Raw genomic sequence first — 25,278 nt, forward strand, 5'->3', positions numbered from 1 at the left:
GCTTTAATAATATGTATGTGCCAACTTACTACCAGACGATCTGCAGGCTTTTAACACTATGATCGTGCCACCTTTAGGAAAGCCGGCAATGAATGCCACATTAAAAAATCTATTAGAAGAGCTGGAAGCATTTGGGCACGCGAACGACGCGTTGATTAAAGACCGGCCCGCCCGCATGTTAAACATTACGCGTGACACGGGAGATTTTTTGTCTGTGCTGATCAAAATCATGAGTGCCAAACGGATTCTGGAAATTGGAACCTCCAACGGCTACTCGACGCTCTGGTTAGCCGATGCGTCACGCCCTTTTGATGGCAAAGTGACGACTGTCGAAATGTCCCGATTCAAAATTGCGATGGCGGCTGAGAACTTTGCCAGATCGGGCCTGGCTGAACATATCACGCAGATTGAGGGAGATGCAGGAGACGTGTTGCAGACTGCGAAAGACGCGGCGTTCGACTTGATTTTTCTTGATTCGGATCGCGCCCAATACGATGGATGGTGGCCTGACTTGAAACGCGTCCTGCGTTGCGGTGGATTGCTGGTAGTGGATAACGCCACCTCCCACGCTGAAGAAATGGCACCATTCATCAAAGCCATTCAAGCCGATGGAGATTTTGTGACGAGCCTGGTACCGGTGGGAAAAGGCGAATTCCTGGCAACGAGGGAAAAATGAAGTTACCATTTTTTTACGTGCTATCTACGCCCTTTCGGCCCCTTGACCGACCATCTGGCGGAACCGCAGCGAGAGCGCACCACCTTACCTATGGATAAATGGAATTGAAGTTGTCCAGCCTCGTGTTATCGCGGCAAGTACTTCACAATTCCATCAAGAAGCATCCGAACGTCACCAAACAATGTGCCTATTTCAACGGTCACGATAAACAATCCCGCCTGAAAAGCGGCAGGATAGCTTGCCAATATCATGCGGAAGTGTCTTCTGAATAGTTGCGTCGCACTCGCACGGGTGCCGACCGCGACGCATACGGCGCCTAAAAGTCCCCCTGCCAAAATATCGGTAGGGTAATGCAAGCCAAGATAAATTCTTGGCAGACCAATAAAGATAAGGACATAAAGATATAACAGGAAGCCGGTTATCCTCGAAATCAGAAAAATCCCGGTCGCGATAGCAAAAAACAACGCGGCATGATCGCTAGGGAAAGAACTCCATAGATAGAGTGCCTGGCTGTTAGGAGCAGGTAGCCCGATATGACCAGGGTAGACGAGTAGCGCATTCGCAAATGGCCTGGGTTGAAATGAGCCGTAATTATTCATCGCTCTGGCGATCAATACGGCAACGACGCAACCGATCAAAGTGCCAATGATAGTTTCTCGGGTCGCTGATTTTATTCCTCTATCTCGGTACCAAAAGTACCAAAGTATACTCATGAGAGGAAGTCCCTTAAACAGATTTGAGCCAGAAATAAAGTGAACGATCTGGTTGGCGGCTGCCGACATTGATGCGAAATGCCAAAGCCAGGATAACGCTGAAATATTAAATTGATTGTTCCACATAGTATTTGCCTAATTCCTCATGCGCACTTTAAACGCCACCCTTGTAGAACTCGGCAAATTCCACGACAACCTCACGCGCAGTTAGTCTACAAATTACTTATTCGTTTTGCATTACGTTTTGCATTAATTTGGTACAGTTAAATACATTTTTCATTTTTTCAATTCGTACTAACGACACGCGGCTGGCAAATATCGGCACGGCGCTGGCAGCCTTGGCAACAGCGGTATCGAAGTACTGCGACTGACAAAATGGGATTGGGCCGGTATGGCGTCTCACTGCTGCAGTGAAGGTAGGCATTTTTTCGACTTACCATGCCGATCAACATAGCAAGCTTTGGACGGTACGACTCGATCAAGCGCGGACCGTTAAGTCATGCACGATTTCATTAGCTTAGAATATGTTTTAAAAGATTCAAGCTGTGCGTAGATGATTTTTTCCAGGAATGCTGCTTTAGATTAATTCACCGCTGTTGTTGGACCGCTAAGCGGGATGCGCAACGCTGTCGTCAGACAATTGATGGATTTGCCAACGATTATGCTTTATCTATTTGCAACCATGTCACGCTGGCTTCGTCGCCTGGGCCGTTGGAGCGAACCCGGACGTTGAGCCGGCCGCGCAAGCCGCTCCTTGACCGAACTTGCGATTTCCTGTTCGAAACCTTGATACGAACACTCGTTTCTAGCCATACGACTTTACTACTCGCTCCATTCCACGCCGTCATTCAACGGCCACGCTGGTGCCGCAAGCCGTTGGCGAGGAAAGGATGTAATGGCTGCCGAACTTAATCCTTCGCTATCCACGGTGATGATTTTTGCCGCGAGTGTATTGAATCCAGCCCGGAAGTGATTCGCCCCCTTCAGCGCGATGATCTTGCGCTGGGTGGCGTCGATTCCCAACAACAGGAAAGGCGCGATGTCGTAAATTTGCTCCGCGCGTGAAGCGACGACCACGTCCACCCCCTCGATTACCAGCCGACACATGGTGCCAAGATCGAAGCGCACTCCCTCAAACATCGATCCAGCGCGGTTTATAAAACAGCCGTCGGTGATGGCTTTGATGTATGCATCAGCCTCGATGGGTGGTCCCTGAAATCGCCCTAATTTTCCACCAAGTGAAACCCGGATAGTGTTGCCCACGCCAGCGCGTACCGCTTGCTGAACCACGCTCACATCGTTAATTGAAGCAAAGCAGCAGGTTTCAGGTGCCGGTTTCGCGTCAAGCAAGGCGCGCAGCAGATAAGTGCCGTCACCAGGCGTGCCGCCGCCAGGATTATCGGCATATTCGTTGATGACGATTGGACTGACATCAGTCCCCATGGCTTGGGCTACACCGTCGCTCGGTGAGGAAAAGTTTGGGCGAAACTCTTCACGATGCTGCCAGATCCACGCAGCTACCTCGTCGGCGCAAAGCTTGGCTAACGCGGCGTCACCGTCCGTGGTGCAGACAACAGTCGGACAAGGCGCAGCGATATCGGCGTAAGGAAAGCCGTGAAACCACGAACAATCGACCACGCCGTGCTGTTGTGCGATCTTGCGACACACCTCGTTAACCCGGGCTGGCACAAAGCCCGCATCAGTCGTCACTATATATGGCAGCATCGGCAACTGGCGAACATAGGTAACCGGTTTCCATTCGCCCCGTATCATGCCTAGTATCAGATCGACCGACTCGGCTCCTCGCTGCTGAAAATCGGTATGCGGGTACAGCTTGCAGGGCAAAGTAATATCACTAGCCTGCCGCATTTGTTCCGTCATATTCCCGTGCAGATCATAGACCGCAGCGATCGGTATTTCGGGACCTGCCAACGCGCGAACGGCCGTCGCCAAATCCCCTTCAATGTCCTCGACACCTTCGGCCACACCCGCGCCATGCAAGGCCAGTAAAATTCCGTCGAGCGGAAGCGCCCGGCGGATGCCGTCGAGAATGGCTTGCTTCATGTTTGCGTAAGCGGCGGCCTCAATGGTGCCTGACGGCGTAGCCTGGCCCATGAAAGTATGCACCAGGGTTGCGCCATGTTTGCGCGCGCCGTCGATAAAGCCGCCAACCGGGTGGTTGGAACCGGCGAAAGCCAGCGCAATATCCTCGCCGTGGTAGCGTTCGAAAGCCGACAGCGGCGTCAAGCCGGAGAATTCAGCGGCGTAAGTATTGGTCTCGTGGAGGATGCCGCCTACTGCCAGCCGGATTGGTGTTATTGTCGTGGTCATTTTTTTCTCCTTGTTGTCGCTACCCGGTTCAGCGGTTGTTCAGCGGTTGTTCAGCGGTTGTTCAGCGGTTGTTCAGCGATTATTTAGCGGATTCAGCGGATTCAACGGTTAACCAGCTTTGGATCGAAGCTTAGAGCGATCAGCGCACTCAGCACTAAGCCGCCCGCGATGACGTAAATGGCCGGTGCCGTACCGTGAAAGGTGTCACGCACCCAGCCAATCAGATAAGGGCTAACGAAGCCCCCGAGGTTGGCCAAAGAGTTAATTGCACCGATGCTGGCAGCAGCGGTGGCACCGCCGAGAAACGCCGTCGGTATCGTCCACATTATCGGCGAATAACTGATGATGCCTGCGGCGGCAATCGATAACGACAATACGGTCAATACCACGCTATGCGCTGCCCAGACGCTCGCAGCCAGACCGAGCGCACCGAGCAATAATGCAACCGCCAAGTGCCAACGTCTTTCGCGCAGGCGATCTGAATTGCGCCCCAATGCAATCATGCAAATAATTGCCACACAATACGGAATGGCACTGAGCCAGCCAATTGTGATTCCATCGGTGGCGCCAGCATCTTTGATGAGCGTGGGCATGTAGAAGCCCAGCGCATACAGGCCCATCATGGCGGGAAAGGACATGATGATGACCTTCCAGATGCGCCGATCAGCAAGTATACCCATCAGCGGAATGTGCTCACGGTCATGGTTATCCTGTGCAATCTCGCTGGTGATGAGTTGTCGCTCTTCCTGCGTGAGCCAACGTGCTTCGCTGACGCGGTTATTGAGGATCAGCAGCACCCCAATCGCCAGGGGAATCGTCGGCAGCGCTTCGAGCCCAAACAGCCATTGCCATCCTGAGTGGCCAGCGACATTATGGAAATGCGCCATAATCCAGCCGGAGAGCGGGCTACCAATAAGACCGGCAATGGGAATTCCCGCCTGAAAGCAGGCCGTCATCTTGCCGCGACGATGATTCGGAAACCAGTAGGTCAGATAAAGAATAACGCCGGGATAAAAGCCCGCCTCGGCTACCCCAAGCAAAAAACGTATGATGTAGAACTGCCAGGGCGTGGTGACGAAAGCCATCAGTCCTGATAGCAGCCCCCAGGAGATCATGATGCGGGCAATCCATAATCGCGCACCAACCCGATGCATGATCAGATTACTCGGCACCTCGAACAACAAATAGCCGATAAAAAATAATCCGGCACCGAACCCGTAGGCTGCTTCGCTGAAATGCAGGTCGCTCAGCATGCTCAATTTGGCGATGCCTATATTGATGCGATCCAGATAGGCGACCACATAGCAAACCATTAAGAAAGGAATGAAACGCAAGGCGACCTTGCGGTAGGTGGCATTCTGAAATGCAAATGCGGCTGCGGCTGGGTCAGCGACGTGCGTGGCTGTGGCAGAATGGTTCATGGTGTCTTGTCTCCTTGATTATTATTTGTACGGTTGCGTTAGTCGACGTGGCTCGAGGACGGCCTGCTTTGCGCCCGGATAGTCCTGGCATGGTCCTGAAAGCGACGGTGCTCTTCCTTTGGCACCAGCGCCCCGCCGGTAGTCCAAATGATGTGGGTCGCGCCCGCCAACGCCAGTCCGTGTTGGTTCACATAATTTCGGCCCGCATTACTGTTGGTGAGCCACCCCGGCCCACCCACGCCAGCCGCAGCAGAAGGTTCAAGCGCAATTCCCTCTGCTTCCAAGACCTGAAGCAGGTCCGCGTAAAGTTGTTCGTCACTCACGGTGAAGACGCCGGACAGCTGTGCTGCCATGAGCGGACTGACCAGATGAGACGCCTGCCCAACCGCTAAGCCATCGGCCTCGGTGCGATTGTCCAGGCCGATGTCGTAGACCGAGAGAGGGAGGTTCTGCTGTGATGCCAGCTGTACCAGCATGCAAGGCGAAGCAACCGGCTCGGCGAAGAAGCAGTGAACATGTTGACCAAACAGCACCTTTAAGCCGAAGGTAATACCACCCGGCGCGCCGCCGACACCACAGGGCAAATAGACGAACAGCGGATGGCTGGCATCGACCGTGCGCCCTGCTTCTGCCAGTTGCAAAGCGAGGTGCCGGGCCGCGGCAGCGTAGCCGAGAAACAGCATGAGCGACTGTTCGTCATCGACAAAATGGCTGAGAGGAGCAGCCAGCGCCTGGGTTCGCCCGGCCTCCACCGCCGCCGCGTAATCACCGTCGTGCTCAACCACCTGCACGCCGCGCATGCGCAGACGATCTTTTTTCCAGGTCTTGGCATCGGTTGACATATGCACGACAGCCTTGAACCCCAGCGCGGCAGCGATCACGCCGATGCTCAAACCCAGATTGCCGGTGCTGCCGACCGTTACCGTGTGGCGTGCGAACAAGGCGCGCGCCGGTTCGCATGCCATGTGCCGCCGATCGCCATCTTGGATAAATATCCCATGGGCCAAGGCGATGGACTCAGCCAGCGCTAACACTTCATGAAAGCCGCCGCGGGCTTTAATGGAACCGGCGATGGGCAGCGCGTGGTCTGCTTTGATGAACCATGTACCGTCGTGCTCCGGAACGCTACCCATGGCGCGCTGTAGACGGGCCACCTCGAACAGTTCGGATTCGATCACGCCTCCACTTACCTGCAGTTCGTCGAAGAGCATGGACATCAGCCCAGCGCAGCGCGCAAGCCTGGTCTCGGCGGTGAGTACATCCGCCACCGTGGGGGAATTCTCTGGCATGACGCTACCCAAGCGCGGATTGACCCACAGCAGGGGCTCACGAGACTTTAGTTTGGCTAATAGATCAGCGGGAAATGCTTTCAACATAGTATTCATGGAAAAATAACCTGACGAGAGAGTTTCATTAGTAGTGGTGTTACAACTATAAGCTACCTGTCCCAGGCGAAAAGTGATATTTTCTACTGTCTCCATTAGCCATACTAATTCGAATGCCGCTCCACTCATCCATCCTTGGAACACTGCGCTGCTTTGAAGCGGCAGCGCGCTTGCTCAGCTTCACCAAGGCAGCGGAGGCGCTGAATCTTACCCAAAGCGCGGTTAGCCAGCAGATTAGACAACTCGAGGAGCGATTAGGCTATCCGCTGTTTTTGCGCCAGCATCGGAACCTGATACTCACCGTTAAAGGCGAAATGCTGTTCGAATGTGCCGCCAGAACCTTTCTCGACATCGAACAGACACTCAAGCGCCTCGGCACGTCGGACAGTCCGCTGCAGGTCAATTGCCTGCCATCATTTGCCTTGCAATGGCTAATGCCACGCCTGGTCGATTTCCACCGTCTCCAGCCTGAAGTCACGGTGCGCCTCAAGGCGGAGTTCCAGGCGTTGGACCAGCATGCCATGCGTGCCGACGACATTGATGTAGCGATCCGTTTCGATCCGGGACAATATGAGATCCTGCACGCCGAACCGATCCTCGACGAATATCTGATGCCAGTGGCAAGCCCGGAATACCTTGCACGTCACCCCGGGTTTGCCACAGGCGAGCGGATGGGGGATGTCACCTTATTGCACGATTCCGCTCCATGGGCCGGTGCACCCGAATTCATCGAATGGCGAACCTGGCTGGAGGCGGAGCGCCCCGACTGGTTAGGGCAGCTGAGCGGAGTGCAATTCAACTTATCGATCCTGTCGATTGGGGCGGCGCTGAATCACCAGGGCGTGGCCATGGCACGCACCGCACAGGTTCTCGACGAAATCAAGAGCGGCCGCCTGATTAACGTGTTCGGCCGTCTGGTAAGGGCACCAGCGCGATATATGCTGCTGGTGCAGCGCGAAGAGGATCCGCGAGTGGCAGTATTTTCTCAATGGCTGAAAGAGGAGTGCCGCCGCTTTAGCGAATTGCGCCAGCAGTTGTTGGGAATCTAGTCATTCAGGTACGAACTGGCGCGGCATTATTGTCAGCTGCCGTCTGTATTACTTACCTGTTTTTCGGACATTCGCAGACGTAAATTCGAAGAAATTTTTCTAAAAAATATATCCTGCACGCCCGCCTGATTATCATCGATCAACCCTGAAGACGTCTCACGTAAAATCAAGCAACAATAAAGGCCCTACAATGAAAGCGAACTGAAACTAAGTTATCGCCTCATAGCGTCAATCCCGCGGCGAGCGCCTCCAGTAAAACGCTGACCTTGGGCAGAGATTGGCGGCTTTTGAGCCAGACCAGATTCAGCGCCAGGCCGTCTGTTGCCAGGTTTGAAAGAACTTCTACTAATGTGCCTTTTTCAAGTTCGTGTTTGACCAACCAGGTAGGTAACTGCGCGATCCCATGCCCGGCGACTGCTGCAATTACCTCGCCCTCGCCATCACCTATCGCAATCCTGCCTGACATTACGCGGCGTTCAGTGTGGCCGACCTTCATTCCAGAAAAGTACCAAGGGCTAACCGTGCCTGGACCTTCACCATAGACTACACAACTGTGGTGTTCTACATCAAGTTCATTCAAGGGTTCGCCATGTTTGCGTAGATACGAGGGGGAGGCGCAAAATATATTTCGAGCCTTGCCCAGATAGCGATGCCCTAAGGTATTAGGCCAGACGTCAGAGCCACCGATTCGCACAACAATATCGATATCACCTTGAACAGGATCAATGAATCGGTCAGAGAACGTAATGTGCGGTATTAGCAATGGATGCTTTTCTATACACTTCAGAATGACCGGCAGTACATACAAGCGCCCATACGACGCAGGCAGGTCGATACGCACCCGTCCGCGAGGTTCTGTGTTTTCCGAATGAATCGTCGACTCAGCCTCCTCAAGGTCAGCCAATACGCCTGTACACGTGCGATAAAACTCTCTTCCAGCATCAGTTAGCGACAAACGTCGCGTGGTTCTTTTAAACAGGCGTGTTTGAAGTCTGCCCTCTAACCGTGCGATGCCCTTACTTACGGCAGAACTGGTCAGGTTCATCCGTTCAGCGGCAGCTGTGAAACTGCCCATATCTGCAACGCAGACAAACACATCAATTCCCTTCAAGCGCTCTGAAGAATACATCTAGCCGCCTATTCGTGAATTAAATTCTTATTCAACGGAAAAATATACCATTAATCAGCAATAAATTTCACATAAGCTTACCCTTTCACGCTGCGCTGCGCATGAACAATATCCGCGAATGCCGCGCCGCCTGACATGACATCCATCAAAGAATAGGATTTACAGATGAATAATCAGAAATCAACAGTTCTCGTTACTGGCGCTACCGGTCAAATTGGCAGCGACGCGCTTCGCTTCCTTCGCGCAGACGACTCAATCACATTAGTGGCCGCTGTGCGGTCGCCCGCCAAGGCGCAGGTTCTCGAAGCACAAGGTATTCGTACGGTCATCCTCGATTTTGACAAAGAAGAGACTTTGGCACCAGCGTTACAAGGAATCGACAGGGCCTTCCTTATGACGGGTTATTCGGTGGACATGCTACGCCAAAGCAAAGCATTTTTAGATAAAGCCAAGCAAGCCGGTGTTCAACATATTGTGCATCTCGGCGCTTGTGGACGTGACGACACGACGGTTGCGCACTGGGCATGGCATCAATTTGTGGAGCGATACATTGAGTGGTCAGGTTTCTCATTCACGCATTTGCGCCCGGAAACATTTATGCAAAATTTGCTCAGCTACGACGGCACCAGGGCAGTGAATAAAGGCGTTATACAACAATACACGGGAGATGCTCGGTTTAGCTGGGTCGACGGCGAAGATGTCGCCTTAGTGGCCGCTCAAACACTGCTACACCCAGACAAACATAGCGGCAAAACGTATCGCTTAGGTTACGACGCCAAATCGTACGGTGACATCGCGACTATTATGTCCGAAGTATTAGGACAGCCGTTTCGCTACGAGTCCCAATCTCCGGATATTTTCCTGGAGAATATGCGAGCAGCAGGTGCCGAGATGGCGTATATGAGCTGCGTGTGCGATAACTTCAAACGCGTCGCCGCTCGTGCCATTCCCGGCGTGGACGAGACATTCGACAACTTCCCCGGTATTACGGGTAAAGAACCCGTTCGGTGGGAGGCGTTCGTTAAAAAACACCAGGCAGCGTTCGCTTATTAATTGCGGTTGTTCTTCGCGCATTGAGTGGCTTTTGTTATCATCGGTGCAGGAACGTTGACCACTATGGTGCAATCTTGACCACTCGTGTTGATCTGGGGTCGATTGCAATAAATGCCGACGGCCAATTTTTTAATGGTAGACCTGACCGAACATCATTCCTCTACAGGCGAATCACATGGAAGCAACCAGGCAGTCCAAGTTTAACGAGGTCGCCGCAGATCTTGGCTACAGCTTCGAGGGCGAAATAAAGATTGGTGGCAGCTATTCTTCTACCGTACGAAACGGGAATGAAATCTACGTCAGCGGACAGGTCCCACGGGTCGGCAGCACGGTCGTAGTCACCGGCCGTGCAGGCGCAGACGTGACGCTGGAAGACGCACAGAAAGCTGCCAAGGTTTGTGTAATGCGTGCGCTTGCCTTACTCGCCCAGGCGCTCGGCTCGCTCGATCGTGTAGAAAGCGTTTTGCGCATCTCGGTGTTCGTCCAATCGGCTGCAGACTTCACACAACAAAGCGAAGTAGCTGACGCCGCGTCCGAGGTGCTCCACTTTGTGCTGGGGAAATCAGGTGTTCATACCCGAACGTCCGTTGGCGTTTATCAATTACCGAAGAATGCCACTGTTGAGATAGATCTCATCGCGAGCGTGAACGACGTCATATAAAGTTTTAGCGCGCCCACTAGCGACCGTGTGCTGCTTGAATCATGGGATGAACGGAGAATAATCCCCGAATGCATCAGGCCACAACGTTAGAGCTTTCAAAACCTGTTTCTGTCACCGCAACCATCTGTTCCCGTTGCGCAGGGAAGAAGTGGCTTGGTAACGACGGTCCCCTCCGTCCGGCAACTTTTTTGAATGCCGTTTACCCGCGTTAATCATTGGTTTAATCGTGAATACCGTCCCCGTATGATAGCGATCGAATGATCGCCCTCACCGCAGCGAAATAAAGGGCAATAAAGGGTAATAAAGGGCACAAGCCCGTAAGTAAAGGCAATCATTCCCAATATGATTCCCAGTATCTTGTGTTGGCATTCAATACGTGCCCCTATAAAATAAGGCCCTCTGGCGCCGGTCAACTTAAATCTGCTCGCCACTTCCCCGATTAAAACATTGACGAGATATATCATGCGGCATGACGAACGACATAGTATCGAAAAAATAGGCTGGTTACGCGCTGCGGTCTTAGGGGCCAATGACGGCATTATTTCAACCGCTAGTCTGGTGCTGGGTGTTGCAGCAGCCCATGCTGCCCACGGTAGTATTTTGCTTACCGGTGTGACCGGCCTGGCAGCAGGCGCGATGGCCATGGCGACAGGCGAATATGTATCAGTCCATTCACAAGCGGATTCTGAAAAAGCTGCCCTGGCGGAAGAAAGCGCAGAAATTGCTGCCGATTTTGATAGCGAACATCGAGAGCTAACTGCGATTTATGTGGGGCGCGGTCTGGATTTTCCGCTTGCGAAACAGGTAGCTGCAAAACTGATGGCGCATGATGCGCTGGGCGCGCATGCGCGCGATGAACTGGGTATATTTTCCGGCGCAATCGCCAGACCTTTTCAGGCGGCGTGCGCTTCGGCATCGAGCTTTATTGTCGGAGCAATATTGCCGCTGACGGTTGCTGTCATTGCTCCTGAAACACATCTCATTCCAGCGGTAGCAACTGCCGCATTGATTTCACTTGCCATCTTGGGCGGTTTAGCCGCAAAAACGGGTGGGGCTAAAATTCTTCCCGGCGTGATCCGTGTCACCTTCTGGAGCGTATTGGCTATGGGCGTCACTTCATCAGTCGGAGCGATGTTTGGTGCCGCGATATAGCGTCAACGGCCTCCCGAAATTCTATTGAGGAATCCAAATCTAGCGATGTCTGGTTTTGAGCATGCCGCAGCGCATTTCCAGGATCTGTTATGCGTCTTCAAAGACTCAATATCTACCATCTGGATCAATGTGCCAATACAAGCCCTGCATTGCATGCCCCAGCCACAGTTGGAGCCAGGACGCACAAAGCTTGTTCACAAGCCGGAGTTACACCGATTTCTCTTGGGCCAAGGATACTGCCAACATACACCTCCATTGCGGCAGAGGCCCACGCTCAAACGATTTATTCTCGCTCGTCAAAATACGCATCGTATGTTCTTGCTGCGATATTTACGCTCAGTCGGACCGGAATTGATGCAACCAATCACCTGAGCCCCCTTCAGATTTTCTCTTCGGCCAGCAAGGACGATTCGAATTCTCGCGGCATTTTCAGCGCGGGCAACACATCGCGGCACAGCGCAAGGGACTTTTTATGAATAATGCAAAGGTAAGAGTTATTCCACGAGAGAGACCGCATAGAGAAGTCCGCGTTTAAAACGGGGACGTGTAGGGCTTGCCGTTGAAGCGAAACCCCTCAACTTTGATCGCAAAGTCTCGCGACTCTCTTTCGGATCACTATCTATCGCAAGGGAGAAACAATCACAGGCCTCCTTTATCATCGCCTGCAATTCTGCCTCGACGTTTTGCTCTGATTTTCGGTCCGTTAACCGGTGTATTTTAGAGGCATAAAAGGTAATCAAGAGCTGTTCATAAGGCGCGGACATTTGTCTCTCCTATAATTGGTGCCTGCTGCTTCGGCATGTTCTTGTAAAAATTTGTACGAAATGATTACCGATTACGCAAGACCCCGCCATAGGGAGAAAAATGATTTCATATAAGGTTAAACCTGATGTATCAACGTGCACATTGGTGAACAGCGTCTGCACGGAAGAGAAAGACGCTGCAGACGAGAAGCCCCGGGCCATGCCATTTTTCATTAACGTCTTTACCCGTAGTTTTCTATCCAGTGTTTTGTGGTGACACGTCAACAACTCATTTCCTCCAAAATAATTTCCTTTCCATACCCCTTTTTATTTCCGTTACACGAATTTTTCCGACTTAACTACGTGCAGTACTTATGGTTCGTCGAAATTGATCGGAATCACGCCCTATTGGATAGGGGAAATTCAAGCCGGTTGAGATGATGGTCAACCAAAATAATACGTTCAACACTCAGGATGCGTGCCGGTGCTGCGGCATTTTCCCGCCATCACCAAAATCTGGGCGCATAGTTCGCATTGATTCTGCAACAACATCACAAAGTCCCGTTGAATATTTTGAAGGTGGCGCTGAGGATGTTTGAATTTTTGTTGCCGCAGGACAAAGGCCATGTCTCGCTTCATGCATTCAGTAAAGATTTTGCTGGCAAAGGCAAGATCCGTCGCTTGCCAACCCGGCTTCTTTGCAATAGATTGGCGCTAGCACTGTTTGATAAAAAATAGGTGGCTATCGAAAAGCGTTCTAACTTTACGCATGCCGGTGTACTTGTTTGATAGCCCTTTTTTGACACTTATTCTTTGACACTTATTCCAAGTTTTTAGAAGAAACTTTAAGCGTTACGACACTCGCCTCGCGCTTTGCTTGATTCCTAACACTGGTAGCACTGGTAGCACTGGTAGCACTCGTAGCAGCGGGACTCTGACAGAACCCTTGCTCCATCGCATTGTATGGACCATAGAAATAAATAAAAGAGTGGAGCAACCGGATGCCCCTACCAACCTTTCCCGTGCTATGGATTGCAAATCTCCGACGTATTAATGAAGGTGCGAGTCATCTGCTTGCACTACTGAGTCCAGCCGAGAAAGCCCGCCGATTACGTTTCCGCCATGCCGCGGATCAACAGCGTTTTATGGTCGGGCGCGCTTTGACGCGCCTTGCTATCGCGTCGCAGCTGTCATGCGCTGCGCAAGAGATTAGCATTGTGATCACGACTTCCGGTAAACCCAAGCTTGATCCCAACCCTGCATCGCTAGCATTCAGCATCGCCCATAGTGGCGACCTTGTGGTTCTAGCGCTTGTGGCAGAAGGCACTGTGGGTGTAGACGTGGAACAGGTTACTTCCGAAGTCGCTCCTGACCTCATGATGCCGATGGTGTGTAGTCGTTTAGAATCCGATGGAGTAAAGTCGCTCCCCTCTCACAGGCAGCAGGTGAAACGGTTACTGTCTCTCTGGACGCTCAAAGAAGCCTATTTGAAGGCTACCGGAACTGGACTGGCAACCGATCCAAGGGAGGTGGTGTTTGGATTCGACGCGCAAGGGCAGCCCGCTTTACTCGGACCACCCAGAGGGGAGCTTTGCTGCCAGTTCACTGACCGATGGGGTTTCATCGTGATGCCGGACTATGGGGAATATGTACTTGCCCTTGCAGTGCATCACAGGAGCGGCCACGTTGTTTCATCCTTGAGCCCGGTGTGGGGCGATGCCGATACCCTTTTTGCGTCGGCACGTGGCCACCAAGAGGGTTAGCGGATCAGTTTGCCAGCCTTCGTACTAGCGTAATTTATTGCAAAATTGCACCCCTTCGCGTCATGTAAAAAATATTGAATAATTTTAATTCCTCACGTATATTGTTATCATAATATAAATATTTTTGTTGATCCTATCCGGTTCGACAATAGAAAGCTGCTATCCCTTCGGGGATTTTAAAGTCTGGGGGAGTCGTCAAGCATTCTGCGCTGATTCCACATTCTGCATTAGAAATAAGGTCCTCCTGCTTGCAATAAGGAGAGGGAATCGCTGCGCGATGTAGGCAGGAATTGACATAATAACAACTACGGAATTTTTTGTCTGACCATACTGATTCATCCGCATATACCAGGGGACTTGAATGGATAGTTTAGACTTCTCAACCGAAAAATGCCCGCCCGACGTCACTCCGGGCGTACCCGATTATCTTGGCACGCAAACACAAAGCCTTGCGTCGCAGATGACCGAATTTACACACTTTCTTGAAATAACCACCGGCCACTCCTTCCCCAATTACAAAGCGCTACACGATTATTCTGTCCGCGAGTATCCAACCTTCTGGGAATGCTTCGTGCGATGGTCGAAGGGGCTGGCTTGGTCTGGCAGTATCGCGCCGGTATGCTTGGGCGACGATTGCGAGCATGCCGAATTCTTTCCACACGTCCAGCTCAACTATGCAGACAACCTGCTCGGCCTGTCTGTGGCGGGAAGCGATACACCCGCGTTGACGGCATGTCATTGGGATGGTCGGCGAGTACATCTGACCCGTGGTGAACTACGCGATAAGGTGGCGCGTCTCGCGCATGGTTTGTCGATGTTAGGCGTTCAGGCAGGGGACCATGTGGTCGGCTTGCTGCGCAACGATGAACATGCTGTCGTGGCCGCCCTCGCGGTTACCGCGCTCGGCGCGACGCTGTCAACGGCATCAACAGAGATGGGCGTCGAGACGATCCTCGATCGTTTCACGCCACTGGCACCGCGGCTACTATTCGCCCATGTCACACCGAGAGTTTACGACACCGGGACGCCGGTGGCTGATAATGTCTCTGCCCTGGCTGCTGCGATGCCGTCCTTGCAGACCATCGTCCGACTTGATAATGGCGCTCTGCCGAACACAATTGCCCAACCGATCTATTCGCTGGAGCAATTGTGCGAAGAAAGTGATGCGAGCGGTTGCGTGTGGCGGCGCTTTCCATTCAACCAGCCGCTTTTCATCATGTTCTCATCGGGCACCACTGGCAAGCCGAAGTGCATCGTGCATGGTGCCGGGGGCAGCTTACTCGAACACCTCAAGGAGCATCGATTACATAGCGACTTGCGGCCAGGTGACAAGTTGTTCTTCCACACTAGTTGTGCGTGGATGATGTGGAATTGGCAGTTATCCGCATTAGCGTCAGGGGTTGAGATCGTTACCTTTGACGGACCGATCTCGTCCGCCGATACCTTATGGCGGCTGGTCGCAGATGAGCACGTTACCGTATTTGGGACAAGTCCCGCTTATCTGAAGATGTGCCAGGATGCCGGCCTTTCACCGAAACAGCAATTTGATCTCAATGCGTTGCGCGCGATACTATCCACCGGGTCGGTATTGTTTGATGCGCAGTTCGACTGGGTACGCGATCACGTCAAGGCGCTCCCACTGCAGTCTATTTCAGGGGGCACTGACATCCTCGGCTGCTTTGTGCTGGGAAATCCCGATCTACCGGTGGTTGTCGGTATGGCCCAATGCAAGAGTCTTGCGCTTGATGTGCAGGCCTGGCATGAGGGGGTACGCTGCAATGGTGTAGGTCAATTAGTCTGCACCAACCCTTTCCCTTCCCGTCCGCTTGGTTTTTTTGGCGACGCCGACGGCACTCGCTTCCACGCAGCCTATTTCGCAGACAACCCTGGGGTCTGGACTCACGGGGACTTTATCGCATTTTCTGAGGAAGGTGCTGCCCGACTGCACGGTCGTTCTGACGGCCTGTTGAATGTGCGCGGCGTGAATGTGGGGCCGGGGGAAATCTACCGCATATTGAGTGATAGTGCTTTCGTCCGCGAGGCGATCGTAGTCCAGCAGCAGCCATCGGTAGGATCGGCCAGCGACTCGGAAAGGTGTGAAGCGCGCGTCGTACTGCTGATAGTCTTGCAGCCTGGGATTGTGCTGAGCTCTACCCTGGCTGCTCAGTTGCGTCGCAATCTCGCACATCGTGCCACACCAGCGCACGTTCCAGACCGGATCATCGCGGTAGATGCATTGCCGGTTACACACAGCGGCAAACTGTCTGAATCAGCGGTACGCGACGCCGTCAACGGGTTGCCCGTCAGGAACGCAGCTGCATTAAAAAATCCCGAGTGTCTTGATGCGATCCAAAACCATCCGGCCCTGCATTTGGGGCGGAGACCGTTGCCGCCGGTAGGCGAGTCCCGCGAACAGCTTGAACGGCATTTGCTGGCGCAATGGGAAAATATCCTGGCAATCGCGCCGATAGGTCGTGAAGAAAATTTCTTCGATCTGGGCGGCCATTCGTTACTGGCGGTAAGATTACTTGCGGAAATAAATCGATCTACCGGACGCATCATTGCGCTCTCGACGTTGCTCAACGCACCCACCGTCGCGGGCCTGACTGCGGCAATCGACCATAGTGAGGAATCGTCTTCATCGTCGACCCTCGTCCAAATGCGTTCTGGCAGTGGCACCCCCTTATTCCTTGCACCGAGCGTGAGCGGTTCGGTAATGGAATGCTGGGCACTGATTGGGGCGCTGCAAACTCTACGGCCGGTGTATGGGATTCTGGCGCACGGTCTTGACGGCGAACAGCCACTACAGCTGCGCGTGGAAGATATGGCAGCTAGCTACATCGAACAGATGCGCACCGTTCAACCGAGTGGACCGTATGCACTGGCCGGCTACTCGTTCGGCGGTCTGATCGCCTTAGAGATTGCCCAACAGCTACGCCGCTCCGGCGAGCAGATTGAATTTCTCTGCCTGATCGATACTTATGTGCATGAACGATGGCTGACATGGAGCGCGCGCCTGCGACACCTTGGTCGTACTGTGAAACGCCACCGGCGACACCTTCGTACGGTGCCTGGCTCGCAAATTTTTCCTTATTTGATGGGTCGGGTGAGGAACCGCTTCGAGATCATCCCGCACAACTTAGATGCTTTTACCGCGGGGTTACCTCAAGCGCTACGACGCGTGCGCGAGGCAATGTGGGCGGCCATGAAGGCCTACAAGACGCCTCCTTATGATGCAAGCATTATCGTCTACCTGCGCGCAGCAATACGCCAGGAAGAATGGGGCGATCCCACTATGCGGTTGCGCCACCTGGGACAGGTCGGCCTAACGATTATAGAAGTACCGGGCAATCATAATGACATGCTCAGCGAGCCGAACGTTCAAGAAGTTGCTGCAGCATTGGATCGAGCACTGACGGACAGTTTTTGTTGTGTTCACACGAATAAGTATGTTTTCAGCGGGTCCCGCCCCGTCCCTCTCCAATTGGAAAACCCTATTCAGCCAATGTGTGAAACGCGGTGACGTTAATTATTTTTGCTACATTCGATCATGTTGACCTTCGCGAATCGATGTACGTTAGTTCGTTTTAAGATCTTCGCCAATGCTGCTGCGAATGCTTTAATGGGCACGAACTGACGACGGCGTTGGCCGCCGCCAGAGAATACGATTGGTGAGTTCGAACAGCAGCGAGCCGACATGACCATTTTTTCTCGCGAAGGGATCAGAATCGAACTGCTGTAAAGCACCTCATTTTAGATCGCTCATTTTTTATTCTCGCAAAGATAATCGAATTTCCAATCCGCCTATATTGCCATTTTTCATGCGGCTACGGCACGGCCGGATTACAGCCCGAATCCTTTAGGATTCAGCATTTGCCACCGCCAATGGTCTGCGCACATCTCACCCAAATTTTTTTGGGCCTCCCAATTCAATAATTTTTTCGCTTCCGATGGGTCCGCGCAATATTCTGCGATGTCTCCGGGGCGCCGTGGCGTGATCTCATAGGGTATTGCGCGACCACTAGCGGCTTCAAACGCACGGACCATCTCAAGCACGCTATATCCCGTACCTGTACCCAGATTCAGGGTAAAACCTTTACCTGTTGCAAATAGCGTCTTTAAGGCCGCGACATGCCCTAGAGCCAGATCGACCACGTGGATATAGTCGCGTACGCCAGTACCGTCCGGCGTTGGATAGTCATCCCCAAACACCGCGAGTCGCTGGCGTCGGCCGACGGCGACTTGCGCAATAAACGGCATCAGGTTATTTGGAATACCTTTCGGATCTTCGCCAATCAACCCGCTGGGATGAGCTCCGACGGGATTGAAATATCGCAAAATTCCAAAGGGCCACGATGCATCCGATGCTGCAACGTCTTCCAATATTTGCTCGATTATAAGCTTGGATCTTCCGTAAGGATTGGTCGAACACAAAGGCGCTGACTCGTGAATTGGAACGGACCGGGGGTTGCCATAAACGGTCGCCGACGAACTAAAAACGAAATTTTTAACTTTGGCTTTTGCAAGCGCGCGCAATAACGTAACGGTACCGGATACGTTGTTATCAAAATAATGTAAAGGATTTGCAACTGATTCACCCACCGCCTTCAGACCGGCGAAATGAATCGCCGCGTCAATTGTGTGCGCCTGTAACATCGAGTCTAGTGCCGCGGAGTTACGTACATCGGCTTCATAAAAGGTCATGCTGTGATTAGCAATTTTCTCTACACGTACTATGGCTTCATAGGTGCTGTTACTAAAGTTATCGAGCCCGACTACAGAGTACCCCGATAGCAGCAATTCGGCGCACGTGTGTGAGCCAATATAGCCAGAGGCGCCTGTTACTAAAATAGTTTTATTTTTCATAGCTATTAAATATAAAAAATACGACAAGCTTAGTGAGAATTACTGTCGAATCATTGATTGGCTTCGATGGCTATCTTTACCAGAAAGCGCGAGAGATAGCGTCTAATCACTGCGAACTCTGCAAACAGACAGGGGCAATAAAACAGGTAAAATTTAATCGAATTGACTTCAACCTGGAGCAAGCATTATTGACTCATGATGCAATGAAACCGGAGGGTGGGTGCAACAAGAATATATTTTTAATCTTGTTATTGTCACTATAAACCGGCATCTCTCAAAAGGTAAGCAGGGAATACATTTTGGCCGTTTTTACGGCTGGGTGACAAATCCTACGAAAACATCGGGCTTTACCTGATGGTAGATTCTCAAAAATTCCATATGCTATCTGACATCGTAGGACCTGATCGCTAGAATCAAAGTCATGACTCCAAAGGACTTTTTGCTTGAGAAAAAATGCCTTTGTTACCTATGTGATTGGTTGCCCGTAGCCGACGAAGAAGCGAAAATTTTTCCTGAAAATCGGTCGGAGTACGCTCGGTCTTTTATCGTTCGGAGAGGAAATTCGGCTTTTGGGGAGGGTTCAGTAACCTGTGAATCTATATGGGAGTTTTCATACCTCGATAGCATTCTTTAATGATGCGTACCAGCATGTTGCTGACCAGTTTGGCCGGTAACGTTAAGACCTCATTTGCTTTCTGGGAAGGATCTTAGAAATGTGTCTGGATACACTGCGGCTGGTCAGATTAAATGCGTAGCGCGACCCCGAGCGTATACGGCTCGTTTTGGCAGGCGGGGTACGAGGGCGCAGACCACGTCAACTACGCGCAACAGCCTGTATCGATGAACGTCATTACCGGACACATAGATCGGGTGCGCACGGATTATGCACTGCTACGTCAATTCGACATTCGGACGGTAAGAGAAACCGTCGGTTGGCGTCTGGTTGAGCGCGACGGTGAATTCGATTTCTCGCTAATCGCAACGCGCGCACGCGTCGCGCAGGAAATGGGCTTACAAATATGTTGGACCTTTTGTCACTACGGTTGGCCGTCCGATATAGATGTGTATGGACCGGATTTTATTCCCCGGTTTGCCCGATTCTGTCGTCATGTCGCGGCTTATTTGGCACCTTTTTCGGTGGGGATTCCTATTTTTTCACCGATCAACGAAATATCCTTTACCAGTTGGGGACTATCGATTGGCATGTTTCATTGCCTGAATATGGATCACAACACCGCAGCGGAGGAAGGGAAGCGGCAATTAGTGCGCGCCGCCATAGCTGGATGCGATGCCATCTGGGAGAGTATCCCGCAGGCGCGTATCCTGCATTGCGATCCGCTGATTCATCTGGTTTCACCAGAAAACCAAGATGACGGTGGCGAGGCACGAGATATTCGTTCTTCACAATTTGATGCATGGGACATGCTGTGTGGACGCAAAGACCCGGAGCTGGGCGGCGCGCCGCGTTATCTGGATTTGATGGGAGCCAATTATTATCACGGCAATCAGTGGGAAAGCCGTACCAATAAGAAATTATGTTGGCATCTTGCAGATCGGCGTCGCGTACCTTTGCACCATTTACTGGTTGAGTTATACGAGCGTTACCGGCGACCTCTACTGGTGGCGGAAACCAGCCACGTAGGCAGCGGACGCGGAATCTGGATGCGGGAAATCGCCGAGGAAGTTGCACATGCGGTGCAAAAAGGAGTTGATCTGAGCGGCATCTGTATCTATCCGATTATTGACCGCCCAGATTGGAACGATCCATGTTGTTGGCATCGCAGCGGCTTGTGGGATGTTGCGCCAACGCAGGCAGATCCTCTGGAACGCATATTGTGCCTGCCTTATGCGGCGGCCATCCGGCAGGCACAACAGTTGACTCAAAACCTTTGCACAACCAATGCCCTGCCAGGGCGAAAGGAGCGCACCATGCCCACCATTATTGTGTTCTGCCATCTTCGCTGGGATTTTGTTTATCAACGGCCGCAACAATTGCTGTCGCGTATGGCACAGCATTACAAAATTTTATTTATCGAAGAACCGTTATTCCATGACGGCGAAAGTTTCATGGAAGTCTTCGAGATCGCTCCAAACGTCACGGTGTACCGGCCTAATACGCCGATCAGCGCGGCAGGTTTTCACGACGATCAGTTGCCAATCCTAAAACCTCTTCTCGCGCAGATCGTGACCACCGATGATCATCCTATCGTATGGTTTTACACCCCCATGGCACTGCCTTTGCTACAAGAATTGCAACCTGGTTTGGTCGTCTACGATTGTATGGATGAATTATCTGGCTTCAAAAATTCGCCCAAGCAATTGCTTCAAAGGGAGTCCGCGCTACTCAATATTGCGGACGTGTTATTCACCGGCGGGCCCAGTCTCTACGAAGCAAAACGTAAGCGGCATCACAATGCGTATTGTTTTCCGAGTAGCGTCGATGTCATTCATTTCGAACAAGCGCTTGACCGGACGAATGCACACCCTGCCCAGGACGATATCGATTACCCACGCTTGGGATTTTTTGGCGTGATCGATGAACGCTTTGACGCGGCGTTGATTACTGCGCTGGCTTGCGCCCACCCAGAGTGGCAGATCGTATTGGTGGGACCAGTCGTAAAAATCGATCCGATAACATTGCCGCGCGGGCCAAATATTCATTATCTGGGCCAGCAGCCTTACAAAGTTTTACCGCAGTTGCTGGCCGGTTGGGATGTCTGCCTGCTGCCGTTCGCGCTGAACGATGCAACCCGGTATATCAGCCCCACCAAGGTACTCGAATATATGGCGGCAGAATTACCTATAGTCAGCACCGCCATCGCTGACGTTGAACAACCGTACGGCGCCATAGTGACCGTCGCACGCGACATACCTGCTTTTATCGCAGGATGCGAGCAAGCCCTGGCTCTGACGGTGCCGCAAAAATCGGCATTAATTGCCAAGATGCGTGCCGTCGTGGCTGCGACATCATGGGATGATACTGTGGCGCAGATGAACGCTCTTTTAAAACAGAGCATCGCGAAAAAGCAACAGGTAACGTTGCCCGCGCCGACCGAGGTTATTGGTTTTACCGATGAAACCGAGCGCGAGGAACTAGAGATGCATGGAGCCCTACAATTTTCTCCTTGCGTTATCGTCGGAGCGGGGCCTACCGGTCTAAGTGCAGCGTACCATTATGGCGAAGGCGCAATCCTGGTCGAAAAAAATGCCGAAGTTGGGGGCTGGTGCCGTTCGGTGAAGGATCGGGGTTTCACTTTCGATCATGCGGGCCACATCATGTTCTCGAACGACCCTTACGTTCTGAACCTGTATAAGATTTTACTGGGCGACAATCTGCATTGGCAAAATCGCGAAGCATGGATCTATAGCAAAGGTGTGCATACGCGCTATCCCTTTCAAGGTGCGTTGTACGGGCTTCCTCCAGCGGTAATTACTGAATGTCTCCTGGGAGCGATTGAAGCGCGCTACGGGACGCAGGATACACTGCGTCCAAGGAATCTCATCGGTATCTGCGGCGCGCAGATGGAAAAGTTGCCTCCTGTGGAGGATTGTTGCGGCGACGGAACCATAGGTTCGGATGGCTTGGTTACTTCAGCAGTTCAGGTGCCGGAACCGCCTAATTTCGAACAGTTTATTTATAAGGTTTGGGGTGCCGGCATCGCTAGACACTTTGCGATTCCATACAACAAAAAGCTGTGGACCGTGCCGTTGACGGAAATGGAAACCTCATGGCTCGGCGGCAGGGTTCCTCTGCCCGATTTAAAGGAAATTATTCACGGTGCTCTTGAGCCAGTAGCCAAGCCCATGGGACCAAACGCGCATTTTGGCTACCCATTAAAGGGTGGCTTTCAGGCCCTCATGAATGGCTTCCTGCCTCATATAAAAGGGAAAGTTGCCACCTCGACCGAGATTGTTCAGTTGCTGCCGCGCGAACATATCGTCACACTGTCTGACGGAAGACGTGTCCATTATGACCATTTGATCAGCACCATGCCGTTACCGGAACTGGTGAAATTGATCGGCAAGGAGGCACCCGCCGCTGTGCGGGCGGCCGCCCTCGCACTGCGCTATGTTTCGATACGCTGCGTAAATCTAGGAGTTGCCCGAGAAAACGTCACGGATAAGCACTGGATCTATTACCCTGAAGACTCTATTTTCCATCGCATTTTTGTTCAAGGGAATACCAGTCCTCTTTGCAATCCACCGGGCGGTTTCGGATTGACTTGCGAGATTTCTTATTCGCCCTGGAAACCGCTGCCATTTGAAGGACAGGACCTGATTAATCGTTGCGTCGCCGATTGCGTAAAAGTCGGCATGCTGACATCGGATGATAAATTACTCGTTAGTAATCTGGTCGATATTCCGTACGCTTACGTCGTCTATGATCATGCGCGACTGTCTAACGTCGCCACAATCAAAACCTGGTTGGCACAACACGATGTGGTGTTAGCAGGGCGCTATAGCGAGTGGGAATATTACAACTCGGATCACGCATTTTTAGCCGGAAAAAAAGCGGCAGAAGCAATATTGGCGGGGCAATATAAAAAACAGATGAACGCAGAGTAGAACGGGTGGTAATGGTCATTATTTCACGAGACATACTCAGAACATTCAACTCGCACAGATCTTTTCCAGTGATCGCCACTGACAATCCGAAAGGATTGTCAGTGGCGATCGATTTCGCGGAATCTACTCGGCGGCGTGGCTTCAAATTTTTTCCAGATGCGCCGCAACTGACGCGTTGAGTTAAAGCCTGATTTTTCGGCGATGCGTTCAATATCGAGCTCGGTCTGAAGCAGTAACTCGCGGGCTAAACCGATGCGAATGCGATGTAGATAATCCACCACGCCGGTGCCTGTATGTTCGCGAAACAGACGCGTCAGATGGCGCTCGCTGCTACAGGCGATGTTCGCCAATTGCACCACCGTCCAATCGGCAGAAGGATTGCCAATGATGGCGTCCTGTACGCGATGAATGGCGGGATGCAAGTGATTGCGGAATGCCAGCCATGGCGACAGTTGGGGATCGGTGCCGGTGCGCCGCATGTAGATGACCATTGTTCTGGCGATGGCGGCAGCGACTTGGTGCCCTGCGATCCGGGCGACCACGTGCAACGCCAGATCAATGCCAGCGGTGACGCCTGCGCTGGTATAGGTCAAACCATCTTCTACGAAAATACGGTTTTCCACCACTTGAGCACGTGGTGCCAGTTTCCGCAAGTCATCGTAATGGCTATGATGTGTAGTGCATTGTTGCCCATCGAGCAGGCCTGCATAACCGGCCAACAGCGCGCCAGTGCAAATACACAGCAGGCGATGGGTCGGTTGGACGTGTTGACGTAACCAGGCGACGGTGGCCACCGCGGCAGGACTACTAAAATCGTCATCGTTGCCGGTGCAACCCATTAATACCAAGATAGCATCGGGCGGCAAACGCTTGGGCAAGGCGGTGAAACCGGTCAGGTTCAAGCCAATTGAAGTGACGATGTGAGACTCCGCACTGATATAGCGCAGGTCAAACAGCGCTGGCCTACCCTCCTTTTCTGCGACACGATTGGCATAACGCAGCACCTCTGCCGGGCCAATAAGGTCCAGCGCGAGCAGTTTTTCACGCAGCAAAATATAAACGGGAATCGGTTGCTGCGGCGCTGTTATCTGTTCCATACGGATTCCATCGATATTCCATTTGCTTTGCTGTGGCATGTGCCAGTTGCCCACCAGCCAGACGCTCAACCAGATGAAGGCTCATATCGATCCCGGCTGCAATTCCGGCCGAGGTCACTATAGCACCGCAATCGATCCACGGCACATCCGGACGCACGGTTACGGCAGGAAAAGCGGCTTGCATTTCGTCAATATCTTGCCAATGCGTGGTCGCCTGCAAGCCATTCAGGAGACCCGCCCTGGCCAGCAGGAAGGCGCCGGTACAGACCGATGCTGTGATCATGGCGTTACCGGCCTGGGCGGCTATCCAATTGATTACGGCCGGATTGTTGAGGACTAGCGACACATCGCCACCCGGCACGATCAGGACATCGATATCCGCGGAGGGGACGAGGACGCAATCTGGCAGAACCCGCATGCCGCCACGGGTATGAATCGGGCGCATTTCATCGGCGATGAGGAAACACCGGAACAACGTTTGGGCTGCCGGAAGCCGCGCATGTACGCGTGCAGCGGTGGAGAACACTTCATAGGGACCGGAAAAGTCCAGTATCTCAACGTCATCAAAAATCACTATACCGATGCTAAACATCGTTTACTCCTTCGCCCGTGGATACGCTGATGCGTGCGCCATCAGAAAGTGGCGCCTCCCGTTGTGGGCCGCGTCGTCAAC

Annotated in this window: 18 protein-coding genes; 8 read left to right on the top strand and 10 right to left on the bottom strand. The window is 52.4% G+C overall.

What is annotated here, in order from left to right; translation table 11 throughout:
* Positions 1 to 88 precede the first annotated feature (88 nt).
* Positions 89 to 676, top strand: coding sequence for an O-methyltransferase (locus tag JQN73_RS22105; protein WP_205321045.1), 588 nt, complete (start codon positions 89 to 91; stop codon positions 674 to 676).
* 125 nt (positions 677 to 801) lie between these two features.
* Here the strand turns inward: JQN73_RS22105 and JQN73_RS22110 are convergent, their stop codons facing one another.
* The 5 genes from JQN73_RS22110 to JQN73_RS22130 all read right to left on the bottom strand — a co-directional run bounded on the left by JQN73_RS22110 (position 802) and on the right by JQN73_RS22130 (position 6,526).
* The gene (locus tag JQN73_RS22110; RefSeq protein ID WP_205321046.1) at positions 802 to 1,515 is read right to left on the bottom strand and encodes a phosphatase PAP2 family protein; all 714 of its coding nucleotides are present in this window, start codon (positions 1,513 to 1,515) and stop codon (positions 802 to 804) included.
* Between the two features lie 97 nt (positions 1,516 to 1,612).
* Complete coding sequence (locus JQN73_RS22115; RefSeq protein WP_205321047.1) at positions 1,613 to 1,813, bottom strand: hypothetical protein; 201 nt, start codon at positions 1,811 to 1,813, stop codon at positions 1,613 to 1,615.
* Between the two features lie 398 nt (positions 1,814 to 2,211).
* The gene (locus JQN73_RS22120) at positions 2,212 to 3,720 is read right to left on the bottom strand and encodes a M81 family metallopeptidase (protein ID WP_205321048.1); all 1,509 of its coding nucleotides are present in this window, start codon (positions 3,718 to 3,720) and stop codon (positions 2,212 to 2,214) included.
* A 101-nt stretch (positions 3,721 to 3,821) separates the two neighbouring features.
* Positions 3,822 to 5,141, bottom strand: a complete 1,320-nt coding sequence (locus JQN73_RS22125) for an MFS transporter (protein ID WP_205321049.1) — start codon at positions 5,139 to 5,141, stop codon at positions 3,822 to 3,824.
* Positions 5,142 to 5,179: 38 nt separating this feature from the next.
* Complete coding sequence (locus JQN73_RS22130) at positions 5,180 to 6,526, bottom strand: D-serine ammonia-lyase (protein ID WP_205323529.1); 1,347 nt, start codon at positions 6,524 to 6,526, stop codon at positions 5,180 to 5,182.
* 107 nt (positions 6,527 to 6,633) lie between these two features.
* On the opposite strand from JQN73_RS22130, the gene JQN73_RS22135 reads away from it, so the two are divergent.
* On the top strand, positions 6,634 to 7,575 hold the full coding sequence (locus JQN73_RS22135) for a LysR substrate-binding domain-containing protein (RefSeq protein WP_205323530.1): 942 nt from the start codon (positions 6,634 to 6,636) through the stop codon (positions 7,573 to 7,575).
* A gap of 220 nt (positions 7,576 to 7,795) precedes the next feature.
* Here JQN73_RS22135 and JQN73_RS22140 read toward each other — a convergent pair whose 3' ends face one another.
* A complete protein-coding gene (locus JQN73_RS22140) occupies positions 7,796 to 8,704 on the bottom strand; it encodes a LysR family transcriptional regulator (RefSeq protein ID WP_205321050.1) in 909 nt (302 codons plus the stop codon).
* Positions 8,705 to 8,869: 165 nt separating this feature from the next.
* Here JQN73_RS22140 and JQN73_RS22145 point away from each other — a divergent pair, with 165 nt between their 5' ends.
* From JQN73_RS22145 to JQN73_RS22155, 3 genes are all read left to right on the top strand, one after another.
* Entirely contained in the window at positions 8,870 to 9,757 is an 888-nt protein-coding gene (locus tag JQN73_RS22145) for an SDR family oxidoreductase (protein WP_205321051.1), read from the top strand.
* Positions 9,758 to 9,932: 175 nt separating this feature from the next.
* Positions 9,933 to 10,418 (top strand): RidA family protein, encoded by a 486-nt coding sequence (locus tag JQN73_RS22150; protein WP_205321052.1) that lies wholly within the window; start codon positions 9,933 to 9,935, stop codon positions 10,416 to 10,418.
* 462 nt (positions 10,419 to 10,880) lie between these two features.
* On the top strand, positions 10,881 to 11,570 hold the full coding sequence (locus JQN73_RS22155) for a VIT family protein (protein WP_205321053.1): 690 nt from the start codon (positions 10,881 to 10,883) through the stop codon (positions 11,568 to 11,570).
* Between the two features lie 1,205 nt (positions 11,571 to 12,775).
* Here the strand turns inward: JQN73_RS22155 and JQN73_RS22160 are convergent.
* Positions 12,776 to 12,940 (bottom strand): hypothetical protein, encoded by a 165-nt coding sequence (locus JQN73_RS22160; RefSeq protein WP_205321054.1) that lies wholly within the window; start codon positions 12,938 to 12,940, stop codon positions 12,776 to 12,778.
* A gap of 374 nt (positions 12,941 to 13,314) precedes the next feature.
* Between JQN73_RS22160 and JQN73_RS22165 the strand changes: the two genes are divergently transcribed.
* Both JQN73_RS22165 and JQN73_RS22170 read left to right on the top strand, forming a co-directional pair.
* Entirely contained in the window at positions 13,315 to 14,076 is a 762-nt protein-coding gene (locus tag JQN73_RS22165) for a 4'-phosphopantetheinyl transferase superfamily protein (RefSeq protein WP_205321055.1), read from the top strand.
* 361 nt (positions 14,077 to 14,437) lie between these two features.
* On the top strand, positions 14,438 to 17,599 hold the full coding sequence (locus tag JQN73_RS22170) for an acetoacetate--CoA ligase (RefSeq protein ID WP_205321056.1): 3,162 nt from the start codon (positions 14,438 to 14,440) through the stop codon (positions 17,597 to 17,599).
* A 320-nt stretch (positions 17,600 to 17,919) separates the two neighbouring features.
* Here JQN73_RS22170 and galE read toward each other — a convergent pair whose 3' ends face one another.
* Positions 17,920 to 18,942 carry a UDP-glucose 4-epimerase GalE gene (galE, locus tag JQN73_RS22175; RefSeq protein WP_205321057.1) on the bottom strand — a complete coding sequence of 341 codons (1,023 nt, stop codon included), beginning with the start codon at positions 18,940 to 18,942 and terminating at the stop codon, positions 17,920 to 17,922.
* 747 nt (positions 18,943 to 19,689) lie between these two features.
* On the opposite strand from galE, the gene JQN73_RS22180 reads away from it, so the two are divergent.
* Complete coding sequence (locus JQN73_RS22180; RefSeq protein ID WP_240162361.1) at positions 19,690 to 23,508, top strand: FAD-dependent oxidoreductase; 3,819 nt, start codon at positions 19,690 to 19,692, stop codon at positions 23,506 to 23,508.
* A gap of 98 nt (positions 23,509 to 23,606) precedes the next feature.
* On the opposite strand, the gene JQN73_RS22185 is transcribed toward JQN73_RS22180, so the two are convergent.
* Complete coding sequence (locus JQN73_RS22185; RefSeq protein WP_205321058.1) at positions 23,607 to 24,605, bottom strand: GlxA family transcriptional regulator; 999 nt, start codon at positions 24,603 to 24,605, stop codon at positions 23,607 to 23,609.
* Entirely contained in the window at positions 24,550 to 25,197 is a 648-nt protein-coding gene (locus JQN73_RS22190) for a DJ-1/PfpI family protein (RefSeq protein ID WP_205321059.1), read from the bottom strand. Before JQN73_RS22190 ends, JQN73_RS22185 begins: the two co-directional genes overlap by 56 nt.
* Between the last annotated feature and the right edge of the window lie 81 nt (positions 25,198 to 25,278).

It is taken from the genome of Glaciimonas sp. PAMC28666 (genome assembly GCF_016917355.1).
Lineage (GTDB): Bacteria > Pseudomonadota > Gammaproteobacteria > Burkholderiales > Burkholderiaceae_D > Glaciimonas.

Excerpts from the sequence above, each read along its gene's own strand:
- JQN73_RS22115 (WP_205321047.1), bottom strand. The coding sequence starts at position 1,813 with ATGCCTACCTTCACTGCAGCAGTGAGACGCCATACCGGCCCAATCCCA.
- JQN73_RS22185 (WP_205321058.1), bottom strand. The coding sequence starts at position 24,605 with ATGGAACAGATAACAGCGCCGCAGCAACCGATTCCCGTTTATATTTTG.
- JQN73_RS22145 (WP_205321051.1), top strand. The coding sequence starts at position 8,870 with ATGAATAATCAGAAATCAACAGTTCTCGTTACTGGCGCTACCGGTCAA.
- JQN73_RS22120 (WP_205321048.1), bottom strand. The coding sequence starts at position 3,720 with ATGACCACGACAATAACACCAATCCGGCTGGCAGTAGGCGGCATCCTC.
- JQN73_RS22165 (WP_205321055.1), top strand. The coding sequence starts at position 13,315 with ATGCCCCTACCAACCTTTCCCGTGCTATGGATTGCAAATCTCCGACGT.
- JQN73_RS22125 (WP_205321049.1), bottom strand. The coding sequence starts at position 5,141 with ATGAACCATTCTGCCACAGCCACGCACGTCGCTGACCCAGCCGCAGCC.
- JQN73_RS22130 (WP_205323529.1), bottom strand. The coding sequence starts at position 6,526 with ATGAATACTATGTTGAAAGCATTTCCCGCTGATCTATTAGCCAAACTA.
- JQN73_RS22140 (WP_205321050.1), bottom strand. The coding sequence starts at position 8,704 with ATGTATTCTTCAGAGCGCTTGAAGGGAATTGATGTGTTTGTCTGCGTT.
- JQN73_RS22170 (WP_205321056.1), top strand. The coding sequence starts at position 14,438 with ATGGATAGTTTAGACTTCTCAACCGAAAAATGCCCGCCCGACGTCACT.
- JQN73_RS22110 (WP_205321046.1), bottom strand. The coding sequence starts at position 1,515 with ATGTGGAACAATCAATTTAATATTTCAGCGTTATCCTGGCTTTGGCAT.
- JQN73_RS22180 (WP_240162361.1), top strand. The coding sequence starts at position 19,690 with ATGCGTAGCGCGACCCCGAGCGTATACGGCTCGTTTTGGCAGGCGGGG.
- JQN73_RS22160 (WP_205321054.1), bottom strand. The coding sequence starts at position 12,940 with ATGGCCTTTGTCCTGCGGCAACAAAAATTCAAACATCCTCAGCGCCAC.
- JQN73_RS22155 (WP_205321053.1), top strand. The coding sequence starts at position 10,881 with ATGCGGCATGACGAACGACATAGTATCGAAAAAATAGGCTGGTTACGC.
- galE (WP_205321057.1), bottom strand. The coding sequence starts at position 18,942 with ATGAAAAATAAAACTATTTTAGTAACAGGCGCCTCTGGCTATATTGGC.
- JQN73_RS22105 (WP_205321045.1), top strand. The coding sequence starts at position 89 with ATGAATGCCACATTAAAAAATCTATTAGAAGAGCTGGAAGCATTTGGG.
- JQN73_RS22150 (WP_205321052.1), top strand. The coding sequence starts at position 9,933 with ATGGAAGCAACCAGGCAGTCCAAGTTTAACGAGGTCGCCGCAGATCTT.
- JQN73_RS22190 (WP_205321059.1), bottom strand. The coding sequence starts at position 25,197 with ATGTTTAGCATCGGTATAGTGATTTTTGATGACGTTGAGATACTGGAC.